Raw genomic sequence first — 18,083 nt, 5'->3', positions numbered from 1 at the left:
TTAGATTATCCCTTTAATATCCGACAGTTTATTGATCTGGATACTTGCGTGACCCAATGAAGAATTGGTAAGAGTTAGGTAGTCTTTGCCAAAGTGAAACTGATAGATTTTTCTAGTTTTTGTAATGACATTGACAGTTGCGAGTAAATTTGCCAATGTATCAAGTATTTTGATTTTTATTCCATCGCTGTGGGTCAACTGCAGGGCTATAGAGCTTGCGTTGAATTCCGCACCAAGATAGTCATAACCGTCGACGAACTTGAACCCCTCCTGATGAAGGTCTTTTTTCAAAGCCACTAGCTCTATTGGACTCAGCCCGTGGATATATAGATATGGGCAGAACGGGGTCGTTTCGCGCTTTGATATTTTTGACCATTTCTTGGAAATGATGAATATCAATTCCTTCATTTCTTCTCGAAGGTAGGACGGCGGATCAATCTCGATGAGAAAGAAGCGTTCAAATGGAGAGACATTGAGCTGTGCGATTCACGGACATCATTTCAATTTCCGTAGCGCCAGTTCGGCACGGTAATTCAGTTCCTGAATATGCTCTTTTGATGGGTCGAATTTGGCAATGACTTCTTCTCCGAGCGGGGTCTTGTCTGAGAGTTCGGTGAAGCGCTCGATAGGTGTCTTGCCATCAAGGGAGCTGTGCGGCCGTAAATCTGGGTGGTCTGGACGCCTGCCGCATTGGTGATGCTGAGGCGTCTTGCACCTGGCTCATGCTGGTTGACGGTACTGGCCAGGGGGCCTTCGGTGACGCTGAGGACGCGCCCTTGTTCATCATGGGTGTAGGTGGTCTGCAGGGCACTGGCAAGATCGATTTTAGTGAGGAGACGCCCTTCTGTGTCATAGAGGTAGCGTGTTTCTGCCTGGCTTTGTGCATCGCCACTGAAGCTGGCATCGTTGTGTACCTGGGTGTAGTGGATGACGCTGGCGAGCTGGCCATGGGCGTCATAGTTGAGGTCGGTACGCAGGATGTCTGTGCGGAATGCGGACTGGCTTTGTGCATCGCTCAGTTGCACCACATTTTGCACGAGGCTGTCGATGGTGGCGACTGTTTCGTCACCAGTGAGGCTGGCGGCATCGAGACTTTGTGCGGTGTAGCTGAGGGCGCTGATGCGCTGGCCCTGGGCATTGTAGCGGTATTCGGTCGCCTGGCCTGTAGCGTCGATGATGAAGCGGAGTAGTTCGCCGCGGCCTGAGGGGGCTGCCTGGTAGTAGTAGCGGGTGGTGGCGTCGCTGGCAGGCTGAGCGGGATTGCTACCGTCGGCGCTGAGCTGGATGGTTTCGCTACGCAATTGGCCGAGGCTGTCGTAAGTGCGTGTGAGGGTATTGCCATCGGCATCGCGGCCGGAGATTTGTCGGCCGGCAGCGTCGTATTGCAGTTCGCTGAGCAGTTGATTGTCGGCGATGACGGTAAGGAGATTGCCCTGGTCATCGTAATTGAGGTCGGTATGGCTGCTCCCTTGCCCCTGGGGTTGGTCGATGGCGATGAGTTTGCCATCGGCGCGGTAGCTTAATACGGTGTGCTGGTGCAGGCTGTCTTCGACGGTGGTGATGCCATTGCCAATGTCATAGGCAAAACGGGTGGTCTGTTGCTGGCCATCTTCGATCTGGCTGAGGCGGTATTCTCCGGCGATTTCTTGGTAAGTGAAGCTGAGTTGGGTGCCGTCGTCCTGGCTGATGCCAGCAAGGCGTTTGCTGTTGCCATCGTAGGTATAGCGGGTGCTGTAGACATGACCGGCAGCAGTATTGGCGCCATCAGGGGCGACGGTGGTGAGGGTGACTGCAGAGAGGCGGTCCTGGCCATCGTAGCTGTAGTGGACGCTATTCTGTTGTTGCCATTGTCCTGCGGTATCGAGGTAGTGGGTCTGGATGTCGCGAAGACGGTTGCCATCGTACTGGTAGCTGGTGGAGGCGCCGTGATCTGAGGTGGCTTTGGCGAGCAGGCCCCGGTCGTCGTAGTCGTAGCTGATGCGGTAAGCGAGCGGGTCGATGGTGGCGAGCAGGCGGCCACTGCCAATATCATAGGATTCTGAGAGGCCTGTGCCTTGCTGGCGCCACAGGAGTTGGCCACCGTCAAGGAGGATGTCGGCAGGCTGCTCGCCTTCTCTTTGGCCGGTGTACTTTTGGTGTGCGTCATCCCACTGGAAACTGACTCGGGCGCCGTCTGCTTCTGTCTTGATGAGGCTGCTGCCAGCTTTACCTAATGGCCCGACAACATCGAGGCGTTTGGCATAAAAACCAAGCAGCCAGTTGTCGCCATTGTCGTCGGTGAACTGGCCGCTGCTGTTGTAGGTGCGTAGCACGCCAAGGTCGAGTCCATGGTCGAATAGTTGTACATCCTGGCTCTGGATGACGAGATTGCCTGTCTTGCCATTGACACACACGCGCTGGCCGTTCTTCCCTGCCTGTGCATGACCCAGCTGACTTCTTTGTGCAAACACGTTCAGGGGATTCGTTTGTGCTCCCAGACCTTGACCATTGACCATTGCAACCATTTTTTACCTACCTTTGCTATTCGTAAATATCAACCCGTCTTCTTTGCCTGATCCAAAACCTGTTGGCAGACATGCAACGGACTAACTGCACTAATTCTTCTCAGTGCAAGGTATCCACGGATTTCGCAAAATGTTTAGGGAAAATTGCAATAAAAAGAAAGGAGCATACTTTGGCAATCTGGGTGTGTTTGCCCAACCCCCAAAAATGTAAAATTAGCCTAGATGACCTCCGTTATTCAGATATCCGAAGGCCGTTTTAGCAAGTTTTTTAAGACTGGAAAATCGTTCTTTTTACATTTTCGGGGGAAATGTTTGCACTAACGTGGTGGGATTTCATCACGATCTTTCAAAGTGTTAAGCCAGTATGTAGGATCCAAATACAACGCCGCCAGTGCCTCAATGTCTAGCTTCGAGCCACTAGGCGTAAATTCAAAGGTTCCAAACAGATTGACGTGCTGCCAGGCCACTGGCGAGATCCTGCGCATCAGCTCGATTGCAGCCTCATCTCCTGCCCTTAATTTCTGCTCATATACCTGGGACAGGATTAGCGTGTTGTAATAAATAACAGCGTTGGCAATCAAACGCGAACATTCATTCCAAATATGCTGCTCGTCTTCTGTCCTAACCCGAAATTTTCCCCCATTCACGAACGCGACTGCTCGCCTGAACTTATGATAGGCCTCTCCCCGGTTTAGCGCCTTTTGCACTCCTTGCCGTAACTTCGGGTCATCGATGTATTTCAACACATATTCCGTAAAACACAGGTGATCAAGTTCCCACAATGCCCTCTTGGTCGAATTCTGCCGGGCATAGCTTGATAGCTTCCTCACGATCGTTGACTGGGTGACGTCCTTTTGCGCCAGCGAAACCAAGATGCGCTGGATGTTGGGCCACTCTTTGACGATCAGTTCGTCATTTACCCGCCGGCAAGGTTTGATCCACACGTTTCCGTATTGGTTTGGTTGTTGAAAACCAATGATTGATTCGGCTTTTTTTGGGAAATTCTTATATCTGGGTGCAAACTCATGGTTGAAGGTTCTCAAGACGATGAAATTGACTTGGTTTGTCCCATGTGTATCTGTGGAATGACGCTCCGGTCTGATATCGGAAGTGTTATTGTAAAGCAAATCAAATACGTAATGGCTTTCATGCTCATGGGTACCTATGACCTTAGCGTTAACTGGCACATGGTTGGCAACCAATGTCAGGCTACTTACTCCTTTTTGCAGTCCAAAATATTTGGGGGAATGCCGCGAATTAAGCGTATCAATCTGCGTCTCCATGCGCTGGCCATCCGAGCTGGAATGCATTGCATCCTCAATGTCAAATAGATGGAATGCTGGCAATTGGGCAATTGCATTGATGATGGCATCATTGGCGGCGCGCAGCGTTTCTTGCCGCAGGAAATTTCGTGAACTCGACGCCAACGAGGAATAAGACAAACCTGAGACCTCAGCCATTTTTCCAAGTCCCATATTAGTGCCCATTGCCACTACACAGGCAAGTATTTCCTTGGGATCTGGATCATGTTTGACATACCGGTCCAGTACATGAGTAAAGCCCTGCAGAAATAATGTTTCTCCAGCGACGAACCACAGCAGATCTGCAATCCCGATGCCAGGAAGTTGGCTAAAAAACGGGCTATTGACTGGCTCTTCTGATGTGGGATAGAGAAGTCGCCAACGGCGCTTTTCACCATTGCCACGAAATTTGATATGTTTGTTCTCGCCTTCGTCGATTCGCTGGTTTACCCTTTCCAGAAGAGACTCGATCGATTCTTGGAAAGCCGCCAGGGTATCTTCAATAGGTGCTGACAATAATGGTAAATTCAGCTCTTCAATAATTTGCCTGCTGCGTTTCCATTTTTCTTCGTTGATCAAATCGTCTTCAAAACGTCGGTATTCGGTACTTTTTTGTACAAACACGTCGCCAGCTTCCAGTGCATTACGGAGCATCCTGTAGACCAGAAATTCGAAGCGGTCTGGTTGAATCACTTTACGGCGTCGATCCACTTCAGAGGGAACGTACAGATATTTCTGAAGATGTTTAGGGATTAGATCTGATGGAAGAACCGCCGTATCGATCTTGCGCGGATACTTATCACTTCTGAACAGGTCTTGAAGGAAGACGACAGCTTGTATCAGTGGAGCGTTCTCAACGCGTCCGGCGAAGTCAAGCGCGGCAAATAAATGACGCAGATTCTGCTTGAACGTCCGAGACAGCGTTCCGTAGTACGCCCATTCAAAGGCAGATTTATCGAAGGCGATACGGCGCATGTAGTCAGAGACGATAGGAAACTGCTCACGGTCTAGCAAAGAAAAGGCTTTCTCTTTAATTTCTGAAAATGGCAGGTCAGACGATATTGATTCGTCAATAAAAAGTCCAAGGACCTTCCCTGCAGCTTGTAGATTTTTCAGAGCATCTTCTAACGCCTGTTGCATTGCTATCTCCGCATGCGATTTGGCTTGTTTCTCATATTGGTGCACCAAATGGATAAAGGCATCTGTCAAATTGTCATTGATCTGACGAAAGCGCTGGTACGCAAAGCATAAGAGAAAGAGTTGTGCCGTCTGTTTGTGCATTCGCTGCAATTTATAGACCGTGTAGAAATTGACCAGTGATGCATAGTATCTGCTGCTCTCTTGCGACAAGCCGGCAGAAGAAAGGAAGGTCGCTGCGAACTCGTGCAAGGGCTCGAAGAATTCGCGGCGTGCGACTTCCCTGCGCAACTCGCCATAGGAAAAATCTTTTGCCTCCCGCCGCAATGCAGTGATGGTATAGATTTGTTCGTCTGCTTCCAGGAGAGAGGTCAGACTTTGAAGAATTTCAGGTGTTAGCGCTTCAGTTAGTAAGCCGGAGATACGGACACGTTCTCCTGATACTGCCTTGCCGACAATATCTTGTAGTGATGAATACGAAGGCGGTACGACGCGGTTGATCGACAATTGTTGAAGGATTTCCCGCAGAATGAAAATCGGTTGAGTTGAGAGCATCGCAAAACGCTCCGCTCTAGCTTCGATTTCGCCTCTTTCCTGAGCGCCAAACAGCCGATAATCAAATAGCTCTAAGACTGTCTTTTGCAGTGAGCCCCTTGTGGGTCGTGACGGAAAGCGAATATCGACTAGCGTCCGCCCTGGAAAATACGCAGCGAGAATATATAGGAGGTCATTCTCGACTTCGTGGGCTTCAAACGCAAAAAACTGGCGCCTGGCCTTGAAGTAGCCGAGCTCGAGTATCAGGTACGCCGCTACTGACGCTGTACGGATATCTCCCGCCGCTGCTTTTTCAGCAGGGCTTAAATCGAAATAGAGTTGGCGGTCATCATCGGTAAAGCGCGGTAGACCATATAGATCCTCGATCTCGTCGTCGCTTAAGATCGATAGGCGATGGGATTCGGAAGCCATTTATGTAAAGGTGAACAGATGACATAGTTGGGGAATATGCAACAGTGCCTTTCCTCGAATAGTTTGTCAATGATGAAACGAAAATGCTTCATTCAGCGATAGTCTGGATATTGTGAAATAAAACACTGCAGTTTGTAGAAATCCATTCGTGCATGAGAAGTAAGGTCATATCCCGGCCAAAAAGATTCTTATAAAAATAATTGCTCATTTTTGATTACGTAGCTATCTCAGGGCCACCAAAAGGTGGCTTTTGGCTTTGAGCTTCAAGTGATCGCTGATGTGGTTGGCGGTATCAAGTGAGCAAACGAAGCTTGCGCATCGTCACATGCCTCGGTGGGCGCTGACACGACAACTTCAATTGACTCGGTACCCGACTGCAATTCGTACTTTAGAAATCCACAGCATTGCCGTTCTCGCTGAACCATTTTTTCGACGTCAGCCCTGGCGTCTGGCCGATAACTTAGATGCAGCCGTTGCCCTTCAATGCGATGACTAAGCAGTGCGCGGGCGGTCAGTTCGTGCAGCCATTGGGCTCGCTCTTTAAAGCTGGCAGCCGAGAGTGTGCAAGCGATTGGCGCGGGTGCAATTGGGATCAAATTGAGCTCCTAAGGAAAAAGTTTCTACTGCTTGTAACTGGTTTTACTGGCGCAGCGTGCTGTGTTTTTCATATGTGTGCCCAGTCGCTTGGCTGAAATAGCGTTTGCCTGTACAGTACAACCTCAAGTAACTTCAGGTGCAAGCGTTTTTTAAGAAGACCTTTATGACCAACCCCAACCTCACCATTGGCATGCTGTCATCTCAAACCGACTGCAGCGTCCCTACGATTCGTTATTATGAAAAAATCGGCCTGCTGCCAAGTCCAGGCCGTGCCACGAATGGCCATCGCTATTATCGCGACGACGATCTCAAGCGCTTGACTTTTATCCGGCGCTGCCGGGATTTCGGCTTTCCTATCGACGAAGTCCGGGAATTGGTGGATTTGTTCGAAGATGGCGATCGCGCCTGCCTGGAGGTGCGCGACATGGCGCAGGCACGTCTCGATGACATCCGCGCAAAGCTGGAGGAGATGAAACAGCTCGAAGCGAGTCTGGCCTCTTTTGTGTGTAGCTGTAATGAGGCGTGTGGGGGCGGTCAGACCAGAGATTGTGTCATCATTGACGACTTGTCCTTGCTTGAAGGCGAGCCACAGGGCAAGGCCGATGGCGGGTGCTGCACTCCGCCTTTGGCTGCACAAGCGACGTCGACTCTGTCCACAACAATCACCGAACTGAAACGCCTCTAACATGGACACTATCGCCCTGACACGCACATTCGGCCTGTTTTTTGCCACCGCCATTGCCGAACTGCTGGGCTGCTATCTGCCCTTGTTATGGCTCACTGGTAAAGGGTCGCCTTGGCTATTGCTGCCAGCGACACTAAGCCTGGTGGCGTTTGTATGGTTGTTGACTCTGCATCCGGCCGCCAGTGGCCGTGTGTATGCCACCTATGGCGCAATCTATATCGCCACAGCCATAGGCTGGTTGCATTTCGTCGACGGCGTTACGCCGACATGGAATGACTATCTCGGCGTAGGCCTGGCACTTGCTGGTGCAGGCTCCATCGCACTCGGTCATCGGACTGCCTAGTGTAAACCGGTGCGAGGAAGCATCTGGAATTGTGATCAGCCCGTCGTACTGTATTTTACTGAGTAGCCGTAAGGCTGAGTGATTGATTTGCTGACTGGCTTTCCCGCATCAACTTCGTCTATCGCTTGAATGACGTCATTTGTAGTTCCTGCGATATCGACTGAATTGGGGCTCGCCTCACTGTTCATCTCGTCCGCATATTCCAGTCTCCCTGCCGGGCCGATCAGGCAAATATGGGGCACCGTATGCGGATCGTATCGCTCGAATAGTCCGCTACTCGCACCTGCGAATCAACTTTGTTGTTCTGTCATTTGACGCGACGCACGCAAATTGATCGTGAAGGCCACCACAACGACGAGTAAAACAGCAAACTGTACTGAGAGTGTCTGCCACGATGGATAGACGCCCAAAAGGTCAATGCGTGGAATTGCAATAGGACTGGTATGAATCAATCCTGCTTCTTGCAGTCCTGCAATACCCTTTCCTGCCAAGATCACGGCAAGCACAGCCACAAGCAGTGAGCTAGCTGCGAAAAACTGACCAATTGGCAGGCGAGTACTGGTGCGCAGCAGCACAATAGCAAGCAAGGCTAAAATTCCAATGCCGGTACCCAAGCCAGCGAGCAAAGGCCAACCATTTCCTTCAGTCCAAAGCGCGGCAAAGAACAGCACTGTCTCAAATACCTCGCGATAAACGGCAACGAAGGCCAGAGAGAACAAGAACCATGCCGTGCGTTTGTTGAGTGCCGAGGACAGTTTTTCCTTGAGATAGACCTGCCAGCGGCCAGCCACGCTCTTCTGATGCATCCACATGCCAACCCCCAACAAAACCACGGCAGCAAACAGTGATGAGAATCCTTCCGTCAGTTCCCGGCTTGCCCCGCTAACGCCAACCAAGTAGGTCGCTACAACCCACGTAATGCCGCCTGCAGTGAGCGCAGCTATCCAACCCGCATGCACGTAGGCCACAACATCCTGCCGTTCTGCCTTTTTGAGAAATGCGAGCATGGCCACAACCACGAGCAGGGCTTCCAAACCTTCTCGCAGCAAAATGGTCAGTGCCCCAATGAATGCCGCAAAGGCATCGTTATCTGAAGGTGCAAGCGCTTTATCTGCTTCATCCAACAAGCTGTGCAAACGCTGTTGTGCTGTTTGCACATCGGCAGGAGTGCCATTGGCTATCAGGGCCCGGTAGGACACCATAGCGGCTTCTATCTTCTCAAACAGCGGCCGGTTGCGAGTGGCAAGCGCAGGCTCAACTGGCTCGAAGCCGTCGAGGTAAGCGGACAAGGCCAACTTCGTCGCGCCCGCCCGGTCACCAGCCAGCAATGCTGCCACGCTTTCGTTGAGTTTGGCTTTGGCAATCGCTGTACCTTTCGAGCTATTGGCGCTCAGCACGCTTGGGTTACTGCGCAAAAAGGCGATCAACGCTTTGGCCGAGGGCTCATCCAGCTTGTCTGCCAAGATATGCTCCGATGTTTGCGTCAACGTTTCCAGACTGGTGATCGTCGCGTGAACTGGCTTGTTGGTTTGCCAAAGCTTGGCCCCTTCGTCCTTGTCTCTTTGCGAATAAGGCAATGTGCCAACAAAAAACGCCAGGGCCCACCGGTCTTCATCCGACAAGTTGCCAAAACCTCGCATAGCAGTGCCTTGAACACCGCTACTGATGATTTGGTGAAGAGCAAACAAACTACGTTCGCGCGCGCGCTCGTGATCAGCCAAAGCGGTTGGCTTTGGGTTCAGGGAGGCGGCCAGTTGGCCGTCACCGCGCCCTTGCAGACCATGACAGGCTGAACATTGCGCTTGAAACAACTGTCCGCCCTTCGTCAGGACAGGCATAGCAGTAGGCGCGACTGGAAACGGATATGTCTTTTGCACTGCATTAGACAATGCACGTGCCAATTTCGCCACGCTGACCGGATCGGTCTTAGCAGCTACTGCGGCACGCAGTGCAATAGCTTGTTGTAACAAGATACCTCTATCATCCTGATCAGGCATTTCTCCGAGCTGACGTTCAGCTGCAGCAACAAATTCTTCCATTTCAGCGTATTCCGATGCTTTCAGCACCGTACCGTTGGCGACGGCACCACCGTAATCTACAGCGACATAGTCCAGAAGCTGCCAAATCTGCTTAGCTTTGAGTTCGGTGGTGTCAACGGCGTAGCTCGACCCGCTGATTAACGCACTAATAGTCAACAGCAAAGTCATCAGCCAGCGAAAGTATGCTTGTCGTATCATGGGAAATTTCATAGGCGTGTTATTGTTAATGATTGTAATTCTCAATTGCATCTGTGTCTATCCTATTGTGCTGGGTCAACATATGCACAACGAGTAGAGCAGTGCCAGAAATGATTGCTATATCAGCAAAATTGAAGGCGGGCCAGTGTACGTGTCGCCAATGAAAGTCTAGGAAGTCAACAACACTCTCACGCAGCATACGGTCCGCCACATTACCGAGAGCACCACCAAGGATCAGACTGTAGCCCACTGCTTCGATGCGGGGGGGCTGCTGGACTAGCATGCGTCCCAGCCAGGCTGAAACGATCAGACCTATGAGGATAAAGAAGTAACGTTGCCAACCTCCAGCGTTCGCCAGAAAGCTAAATGCTGCGCCGGGATTGAGGACATGCACGAGCTTGAAAAACGGGGTGATGTCGACTTGTTCTCCATAAGCAAATTTGCGGGTGATGGCGAGTTTCGCGAGTTGATCAACTGCAACAACGCTGGCAGCCACTGCGAACCAAACCCAAGTCGATGTACGGCGAGTCAATTGTCGAATAGGATCGGTCAGCGACAAAGACCATCCGGAGAGTGCCGTACAGCTCAATCCAAGAAGCCATCCCGCCAGCACATCGGTAGGAAAGTGCATTCCTGCAGCGATACGCGACCAACCTACCAATATAAGATATAGCGTCAAGACGATGCGACCACGGCGGCTCAGCAAGGGCCAGAGCGTGCCGACCACTAGCCCGGCATAGGTGGCATGCCCGCTGGGCAGGCTGTAGTGAAGCTCGATTTCCCCGATGACGCGCACCATGTCGCCAAGGACGGCAGGTGGGCGGGGAAAGTCCAGCCACAGCTTCAAAATAGCGGTGGTCAGTAACGCCAGTAGGAAGGCCACGCTAAAGCCAATAAGGCGACTTCGAATGACCGTACCACGCGCTGTACCAGTGGCCAACTTCAACCAGCACCAAAGACCCAGCAGCATCAGCGGCGCGGTCCAGTAACTGCCTACAATGCTGAAGAACCACACCAGCGGTTCCAGAGTGGCTGGAGTGCCCGTATTGATCGCTTGAAACAGTGCGATATTCAGACCACCCCTGTCATAGAGAAAGAATGTCCAGTTCATCGACGCAACAGCCTCAAACCGTTGCCGACAACGAGCAGGCTGGCTCCCATGTCCGCGAACACGGCCATCCACATGGTCGCGTGTCCCGTGAAAGTCAGCACAAGAAACACTGCCTTGATGCCAAGAGCCAGCACGATGTTTTGCATCAGCACCTGCGCTGTCGCACGCGAAAGGCGCACGAACGTCGGAATCTTTCTCAGATCATCGTCCATCAAGGCTACGTCAGCTGTTTCGATGGCGGTATCTGTGCCAGCCGCTCCCATCGCAAAGCCAATGTCCGCACGTGCCAAGGCTGGGGCATCGTTGATACCATCACCGACCATGCCAACCTTGCCGCTTTGTGCAAGTTGCTCCACTTCCCGCAGTTTGTCGTCTGGCAGCAAGTTGCCTTGTGCACGGTCGATTCCGGCTTGTGCGGCAATGGCTTGTGCCGTATGGGGATTGTCGCCGGTCAGCATCATGGTTTTGATGCCCAGTGCATGCAGCTCGGCGATGGCGTTCCTGCTGCTGTCCTTGATGGTGTCCGCTACGGCGAATAATGCTTGCACCCCATTTGCGCCTACCAACATCACGACGGTCTTACCTGCGGTTTCCAGTGCAGCGATACGCTGTTCCAGTTCTGGCGTGCACTGCCCAAGCTCTTCGAGCATCCTGTGGTTGCCCAGATGGTAGATCTCGCCGTTGATTTGGCCTTGCACACCCCGACCAGGCAGAGCGCTGAACTCAGCCACGTCACGTAGGGCAATCGCATCAGTCTGCGCCGCCAATGCCACCGCTCTGGATACTGGGTGGTCGGAGCGGGCCGCCAGACTGGCAGCGATGCTGCGGCTGTCCGAAGCAAGTACATTGCCCCAAGCAACAAAATCGGTCTGCGCAGGCTTGCCGTGCGTGATTGTGCCGGTCTTGTCCAGAGCCAGCCAGCGCAACTTGCGGCCTTCTTCCAGATACACGCCACCCTTGATGAGAATGCCGTGGCGGGCGGCAGCTGCTAAGCCGCTGACGATGCTGACCGGCGTAGAAATCACCAGTGCGCACGGGCAAGCGACCACCAGAAGAACCAGTGCACGGTAAATCCAGTCTAGCCAGGCTGCCCCCATAAACAGCGGTGGTACCAACGCGACAGCGACCGCAACACTGAAGACGATAGGCGTATACCAGAGAGCGAACTGATCAACAAACCGTTGGGTCGGTGCACGGCTCCCCTGCGCTGCCTCTACCGCATGAATGATACGGGCCAGTGTGGAATTGCTGGCAACGGCGGTGACGCGGTACTCGAACGAACCCGATTCGTTAATCGTGCCTGCGAACACCGGATCACCAGGGGATTTCTCTACCGGTAGGCTTTCGCCCGTGATCGGGGCTTGATTGATGGTAGAGCGACCTTCCAGCACCTCTCCATCAAGAGCAATCCTCTCTCCCGGTTTTACCCGGACGCGGCTGCCAATGGCGATTTGCTTGGCACTCGTCTCGCGCCATGTGCCGTCAGCCTGTTGCACCGTTGCCAGTTCCGGCGTCAGATCGAGCAGGCCACGAATGGCGTTGCGGGCGCGATCCAGCGATTTGGCTTCGATCACCTCGGCTAGCGCGAATAGCACCATGACCATCGCTGCTTCAGGCCAATGTCCGATCAACATGGCACCCGTGACCGCAATTGACATCAGGGCGTTCATGTTCAGATTACGGTTCTTGAGCGCGATCCACCCCTTCTTGTAGGTGGAGAGGCCACCCGTGAAGACTGCGACGAGCGCCAGAGCAACGACCGACCAATGATTGCCGTTGTTAAGCCAGTAGACTGCCTCAGCCGCCGATGCCGTGACCAAGGAAACGCCCAGCGGCCACCAGTTAGTCCTCGTTGTCACAGGGGAAGCGGATGGCGATGCGGCCTCTACAGTGTCCATCACCTGAGCCTCGAATCCAAGCGCTTGCAGAGCTACAAGTACGTCTGGCAGAACCTGGTCAGTATGGTGCACAGACAAAGTGCGTTGCATCAGGTTGAAGTCCAGTCCAGAGACCCCGGCGAGCGAGCCTATTTTGTTGCGGATCAACGTCTCTTCGGTCGGGCAATCCATCTTGGCAATAGACAACTTGGTTGTCTGTCCGACCGATGCACCGTCCATGCGCACCGCTTGCATGCCGATGGCAGTTAGTGCCTGTTCAACGGGAGACAACGAAGGCAGGTCGTGCTGAATGACCAAGGTACGCTGCATCAAGTTGAATTCAAGACCAACCACTCCCGCAAGGGTAGCCAGTTTGTTTCGGATCAGCGCCTCTTCGGTCGGACAATCCATGTTCTCAATCCGGTAACTTGTTTGAGCCGATCCGCTTGCCAGCGAGGTTGATGCTATGGGTTGGATGATCGACTCAGTCGTGCAGCCACATCCCTTTGAAGTGCATTCGCTCATGAGTAACTCCTGAAAATATTCTATACAACCTCCATTAAAATCCCTATAGTCGCTATAGAGTCAAGTGATAATTGGAGATTAAGCATGGAAATCAGAATTGGCGACCTGGCCAAGCGCTCTCAGTGCGAGGTTGTGACCATCCGCTATTATGAAAAGGAGGGGCTACTACCGAAACCAGCACGTAGCGGAGGAAACTTCCGCCTGTACGGTGACGCGCATGTTGAGCGTTTGCAATTTATCCGCCATTGTCGTTCGCTTGATATGGCATTGAACGAGATTAGGGCATTGTTAGCGCTGAGAGACAATCCAACGCAGGATTGTGGAGATGTCAACCTCTTGCTGGACACTCATATCCGACAAGTGGAAGTGCGTGTAGAAGCGCTGTTGCAGTTAAGGCAATACCTGCATACTCTGCGCGAGCAATGCTCAGGTGCTCGACCTGTACAGGCTTGCGGCATTTTGCAGGGGTTGGTCAATTGCGATTGTCATGTTAAAAATACCATAAACAATCAAACACCCGGATGAGTCATGGCTTGGCATGCTTTATTTTCCGCTTTCAGCGCTGTCATGGGAGAACTGATGAAATTCACCTTGCTGATGTGTGCCATTACATCTTATCTCGTGGTTCGGTATAGAGAACGCAAAGAAATCGCTGAAGAATTGTCCAAACGTGTAAATCAAAGATCCATTTGATTTGGATGCCGTAGTCGAGAAGTCTGGGCAAGAGCAAAATCTCCTTCATCGAGAGAATTGCTCTTGGCCCTCTTCAGAACTCTTAAGTACTCTTGTCCCTCTGCCGCCTTAATAATAAATAAACAGCAGGCACTACAAACATCGACAACAAGGGCGCTGTGATCATCCCCCCGACCATAGGTGCAGCAATTCTTTGCATCACTTCTGATCCGGTTCCGGTACCAAACATGATCGGCACCAGCCCGGCGATGATGACGGCAACCGTCATCGCCTTTGGCCGCACCCGCATTACCGCAGCTTCACGGATGGCATCGAGCAAATCCTCCTGAGTATCATTGCCTGCCCTGACGCGGCTTTCCCAGGACTGTTTCAGATACAGCAGCATGATCACACCGAATTCAGCCGAAACTCCAGCGAGCGCGATAAACCCGACGCCACTGGCGACCGACAGATTATGACCAAGCGCCCACAACAGCCAAATTCCACCCGCTAAAGCAAAGGGCAAGGTCGCCATGATCAGCGCAGCTTCATCAAAACGTTTGAATATCAGATAGAGCAAAACGAAGATAATCAGTAAGGTCGCTGGCACCACGATCTTCAGTTTTTCAGTGGCGCGTTCCAGGTATTCAAACTGACCTGACCAGGTAACCGAATACGCTGCCGGCAACTTGACCTCCCTGGCATAAAGTGCCACGGAAGTTGAGACTGAAATTGGTAAAGAACGCACTGATTAACAGAAAATTGTCACGTAACTTGAGATTGATTGTCGCAATAGTTGAGATTTTCTTCATTTCTGTCAGATAAAATGAGATTTTCTAGATTTCGTACTTTTAGGCATTTATGTGTTCGTTTTCTTGCAAAATTCCCCCTGTAATTTGATCCACCTTCCACTTCCTGCATATTCGCATAAATAAAACCATTTAATCGCGCACATAAAAGCCAGTCATTCGCATTTCACCTGTGCCACCCAGTCGCATGAAAAAAGCCACCTGTGGTTTGCTTCAAAGCTCTAACTCTGATCATGTCCGCCCACGAATTTCGATGACTACGCAAAGATTCGCAGCAAACCGGATAACCGTCCCGTTTTGAAGATGGGTACCGTGTTGCCCGCACTGTAGGAAACCGACGATGCCTTCAAAGCCTATGGCGCCGCGGGCAGCACGCTTGGGCTGCGTCTGCTTGAGTCAGCGGCAAATTGTGAGGCGGCTCGTCTTGCCCGCGTGCGATTGTCAGCAGGTGAAGGCATCTACCTGGAGGTGCTCGAAGCCGAACAGTCCGACTTTGCAAGTCGGCGTGCGTTGGTAGTCTCTCGCACGCTCCAACGGCTTGCCGTTGTCCGCATCTACAAGGCGCTGTGCGGGGATGGGAGATTTGCGCGCAGAAGGATCACTACTGTAATGGCGCTGACGGCAATTCGAACTTGCTTGTCATGAAATAAATCATACATAGGCCTTGACCTTCCTATCGTGGGAAGGTCTAAGCTTCTCTTCAACCAAAACATTTAAGGGGTAGTTCAATGGTTTCCGTTGCCCAACAAGGCGTCAATCCATCCATCTCCTCAGTCACTCGTCTGAGTCTGCCGGTTGAAGGCATGACGTGTGCATCGTGTGTCGGTCGTGTCGAGCGCGTGCTGAAAGAGGTCCCCGGCGTGCAAACGGCTGCGGTAAATCTCGCAACCGAGCGCGCCGACATTACCTTCACCCGCTTGGCCGATCCGCAGGCGGCTGTCCGCGCCATCGAGAGCGTCGGCTACACCGTTCGCGAAGAGACCACCGAGCTCGCGATCGAGGACATGACCTGCGCATCGTGTGTGGGTCGGGTTGAGAAGGCGCTCGCAAAAATTCCGGGAGTGCTCGAAGCCACTGTCAACCTGGCGACCGAGCGTGCGCAGGTGCGCCATCTTGCTGGGGTCGTCTCCACGGCCGACCTTGAAGCGGCGGTCGAATACGCTGGGTACAAGTCCCGCCGCTTGTCCGCCCAAACAGCGACTGCGGGCGATCAGGATGCCGAGCGTCGTGAGAGCGAGTCACGGGCGCTGCGGCGCGCTTTGCTCATTGCCTCCATCCTCACCTTGCCAGTGTTCATCCTCGAGATGGGCTCTCACCTCATTCCCGCCATTCACCATTGGGTGATGGGGATCCTGGGTGAGCAGACGAGTTGGTATATCCAGTTTGCACTCGCCACCCTTGTGCTGTTCGGTCCGGGTCTGCGCTTCTTCCGCAAGGGCGTACCGGCGTTGCTTCGCGGTGCACCCGATATGAACTCGCTGGTCTCGCTCGGCACGGCGGCGGCTTACGGCTATTCGATGGTCGCGACCTTCGTCCCCGACGTGCTTCCACCGGGCACCGCCAACGTCTATTTCGAGGCCGCCGTGGTCATCGTGACCTTGATCCTGCTCGGACGTACTCTGGAGGCGCGCGCCAAAGGGCGAACCTCGCAGGCTATCAAGCGGCTGGTCGGACTTCAAGCCAAGACCGCTCGCGTCGAGCGCAACGGCGAGACGGTGGAGATTGCGCTCGATCAGGTCACGACCGGTGACGTCGTGCTCGTTCGTCCGGGCGAGAAGATCCCGGTCGACGGCGAGGTCGTGGAGGGCTCCTCTTATGTTGACGAGAGCATGATCACGGGCGAGCCGGTGCCGGTGTCGAAGGGGGTGGGCACCGAAGTCGTCGGCGGCACGATCAACAAGACGGGCGCTTTCAGTTTCCGTGTCACCAAGGTCGGCGCGAACACGGTGCTCGCGCAGATCATCCGCCTCGTTGAAGAAGCTCAGGGTTCCAAGCTGCCGATCCAGGCGCTGGTCGACAAAGTGACGATGTGGTTCGTTCCGGCGGTGATGGCGGCCGCCGCGCTGACCTTCCTGGTCTGGCTGATCTTCGGTCCTGACCCAGCGCTGACATTCGCGCTCGTGAATGCGGTCGCGGTTCTCATCATAGCCTGTCCGTGCGCCATGGGGCTGGCCACGCCGACCTCTATCATGGTCGGTACGGGCCGCGCGGCCGAGATCGGCATTCTCTTTCGTAAGGGCGAAGCCTTGCAGGCGCTGCGCGACGTGAGCGTCATCGCGCTCGACAAGACAGGTACACTGACGAAAGGACGCCCCGAGCTGACTGACCTCGTTCCCGCTGTGGGCTTCGAATACAACGAAGTTCTGGCTCTCGTTGCGGCGGTCGAGACCAGATCCGAGCATCCGATCGCCGAAGCAATCGTCGCAGCCGCAAAGCAGCGGGACATCACGGTCGCACCCATCGATGGGTTCGACGCAACGCCGGGCTTCGGCGTGTCAGCCAACGTCGCCGGTCTGACTGTCGCCGTCGGCGCGGATCGGTTCATGACGCAGCTCGGTCTTGACGTGGCGAGCTTCCTGCCAACCGCGCAGCTTCTCGGCGAGCAAGGAAAGAGTCCGCTCTACGCCGCGATCGACGGCCGTCTGGCAGCGGTGATAGCGGTCGCGGATCCGATCAGGGAGACGACGCCGGCGGCGATCAAAGCGCTGCACGCGCTCGGACTCAAGGTCGCGATGATCACCGGCGACAACGCAGCCACTGCCGCGGCGATCGCTAGGCAACTCGACATCGATGAAGTCTCAGCCGAGGTCTTGCCCAACGGAAAGGTCGAGGCGCTGAAGAAGTTCCGAATTAATGGCGCGCGAGTCGCCTTCGTGGGCGACGGCATCAACGACGCGCCGGCCCTCGCCGAAGCAGACGTTGGGCTCGCGATCGGAACGGGAACCGATGTGGCGATCGAGGCGGCTGACGTGGTGCTGATGTCGGGCGACCTGCGTGGAGTTCCGAATGCGATCGCGATCAGCAAGGCGACGATCCGCAACATCAAGCAAAACCTATTCTGGGCCTTCGCCTACAACGCCGTGCTGATCCCTGTAGCTGCCGGCGCAATGTACCCATTGAACGGAACCTTGCTTTCACCGATCTTCGCTGCCGCCGCGATGGCGCTCTCCAGTGTCTTCGTGCTCGGCAACGCGCTCCGACTAAGGCGCTTTCGGACACCGATGACGGTCGAAACCCGCACGGAGACGCAGGCGCCCAAGCCACGCCTGGTGAACGAGCATTGATCCTGGGTCGATGTACCACCTAACTGAACACCAAT

At 53.6% G+C, this 18,083-nt stretch carries 10 protein-coding genes and 2 pseudogenes; 5 read left to right on the top strand and 7 right to left on the bottom strand.

Annotated features, from left to right (window positions below; genetic code table 11):
- The 3 genes from DFR42_RS03275 to DFR42_RS03265 all read right to left on the bottom strand — a co-directional run bounded on the left by DFR42_RS03275 (position 1) and on the right by DFR42_RS03265 (position 5,908).
- Entirely contained in the window at positions 1 to 408 is a 408-nt protein-coding gene (locus DFR42_RS03275) for a hypothetical protein (protein ID WP_110253493.1), read from the bottom strand.
- Between the two features lie 125 nt (positions 409 to 533).
- On the bottom strand, positions 534 to 2,504 hold the full coding sequence (locus DFR42_RS03270) for an RHS repeat domain-containing protein (protein WP_110253492.1): 1,971 nt from the start codon (positions 2,502 to 2,504) through the stop codon (positions 534 to 536).
- Positions 2,505 to 2,821: 317 nt separating this feature from the next.
- Positions 2,822 to 5,908, bottom strand: coding sequence for a Tn3 family transposase (locus tag DFR42_RS03265; RefSeq protein ID WP_110253491.1), 3,087 nt, complete (start codon positions 5,906 to 5,908; stop codon positions 2,822 to 2,824).
- Between the two features lie 760 nt (positions 5,909 to 6,668).
- On the opposite strand from DFR42_RS03265, the gene DFR42_RS03255 reads away from it, so the two are divergent.
- Together DFR42_RS03255 and DFR42_RS03250 are read left to right on the top strand one after the other, a co-directional pair.
- A complete protein-coding gene (locus tag DFR42_RS03255) occupies positions 6,669 to 7,190 on the top strand; it encodes a MerR family transcriptional regulator (protein WP_110253489.1) in 522 nt (173 codons plus the stop codon).
- Between the two features lies 1 nt (position 7,191).
- Positions 7,192 to 7,533: a YnfA family protein gene (locus DFR42_RS03250; protein ID WP_110253488.1), complete on the top strand. Its 342-nt coding sequence runs from the start codon at positions 7,192 to 7,194 to the stop codon at positions 7,531 to 7,533.
- 290 nt (positions 7,534 to 7,823) lie between these two features.
- Here DFR42_RS03250 and DFR42_RS03245 read toward each other — a convergent pair whose 3' ends face one another.
- The 3 genes from DFR42_RS03245 to DFR42_RS03235 are packed head-to-tail and all read right to left on the bottom strand — an operon-like array spanning position 7,824 to position 13,283.
- Complete coding sequence (locus tag DFR42_RS03245) at positions 7,824 to 9,740, bottom strand: FTR1 family protein (protein WP_110254219.1); 1,917 nt, start codon at positions 9,738 to 9,740, stop codon at positions 7,824 to 7,826.
- Positions 9,741 to 9,795: 55 nt separating this feature from the next.
- The gene (gene lspA / locus DFR42_RS03240; protein ID WP_110253487.1) at positions 9,796 to 10,881 is read right to left on the bottom strand and encodes a signal peptidase II; all 1,086 of its coding nucleotides are present in this window, start codon (positions 10,879 to 10,881) and stop codon (positions 9,796 to 9,798) included.
- Positions 10,878 to 13,283: a heavy metal translocating P-type ATPase gene (locus DFR42_RS03235; RefSeq protein WP_110253486.1), complete on the bottom strand. Its 2,406-nt coding sequence runs from the start codon at positions 13,281 to 13,283 to the stop codon at positions 10,878 to 10,880. Before DFR42_RS03235 ends, lspA begins: the two co-directional genes overlap by 4 nt.
- An 84-nt stretch (positions 13,284 to 13,367) precedes the next feature.
- Here DFR42_RS03235 and cadR point away from each other — a divergent pair, with 84 nt between their 5' ends.
- Complete coding sequence (cadR, locus tag DFR42_RS03230; RefSeq protein WP_110253485.1) at positions 13,368 to 13,808, top strand: Cd(II)/Pb(II)-responsive transcriptional regulator; 441 nt, start codon at positions 13,368 to 13,370, stop codon at positions 13,806 to 13,808.
- A 39-nt stretch (positions 13,809 to 13,847) separates the two neighbouring features.
- Positions 13,848 to 13,976, top strand: a pseudogene (locus DFR42_RS29635) (arsenical resistance protein ArsH); the annotation flags it as partial.
- 45 nt (positions 13,977 to 14,021) lie between these two features.
- Here DFR42_RS29635 and DFR42_RS03220 read toward each other — a convergent pair.
- Positions 14,022 to 14,652: pseudogene (locus tag DFR42_RS03220) on the bottom strand (efflux RND transporter permease subunit); the annotation flags it as partial.
- Between the two features lie 840 nt (positions 14,653 to 15,492).
- On the opposite strand from DFR42_RS03220, the gene DFR42_RS03210 reads away from it, so the two are divergent.
- On the top strand, positions 15,493 to 18,048 hold the full coding sequence (locus DFR42_RS03210) for a heavy metal translocating P-type ATPase (protein ID WP_110253484.1): 2,556 nt from the start codon (positions 15,493 to 15,495) through the stop codon (positions 18,046 to 18,048).
- Positions 18,049 to 18,083 lie beyond the last annotated feature (35 nt).

It is taken from the genome of Undibacterium pigrum (genome assembly GCF_003201815.1).
Classification (GTDB): domain Bacteria; phylum Pseudomonadota; class Gammaproteobacteria; order Burkholderiales; family Burkholderiaceae_D; genus Undibacterium; species Undibacterium pigrum.
The sequence above is the reverse complement of the archived record's forward strand: the minus strand, read 5'-3'. Positions and strand labels throughout refer to the sequence as shown.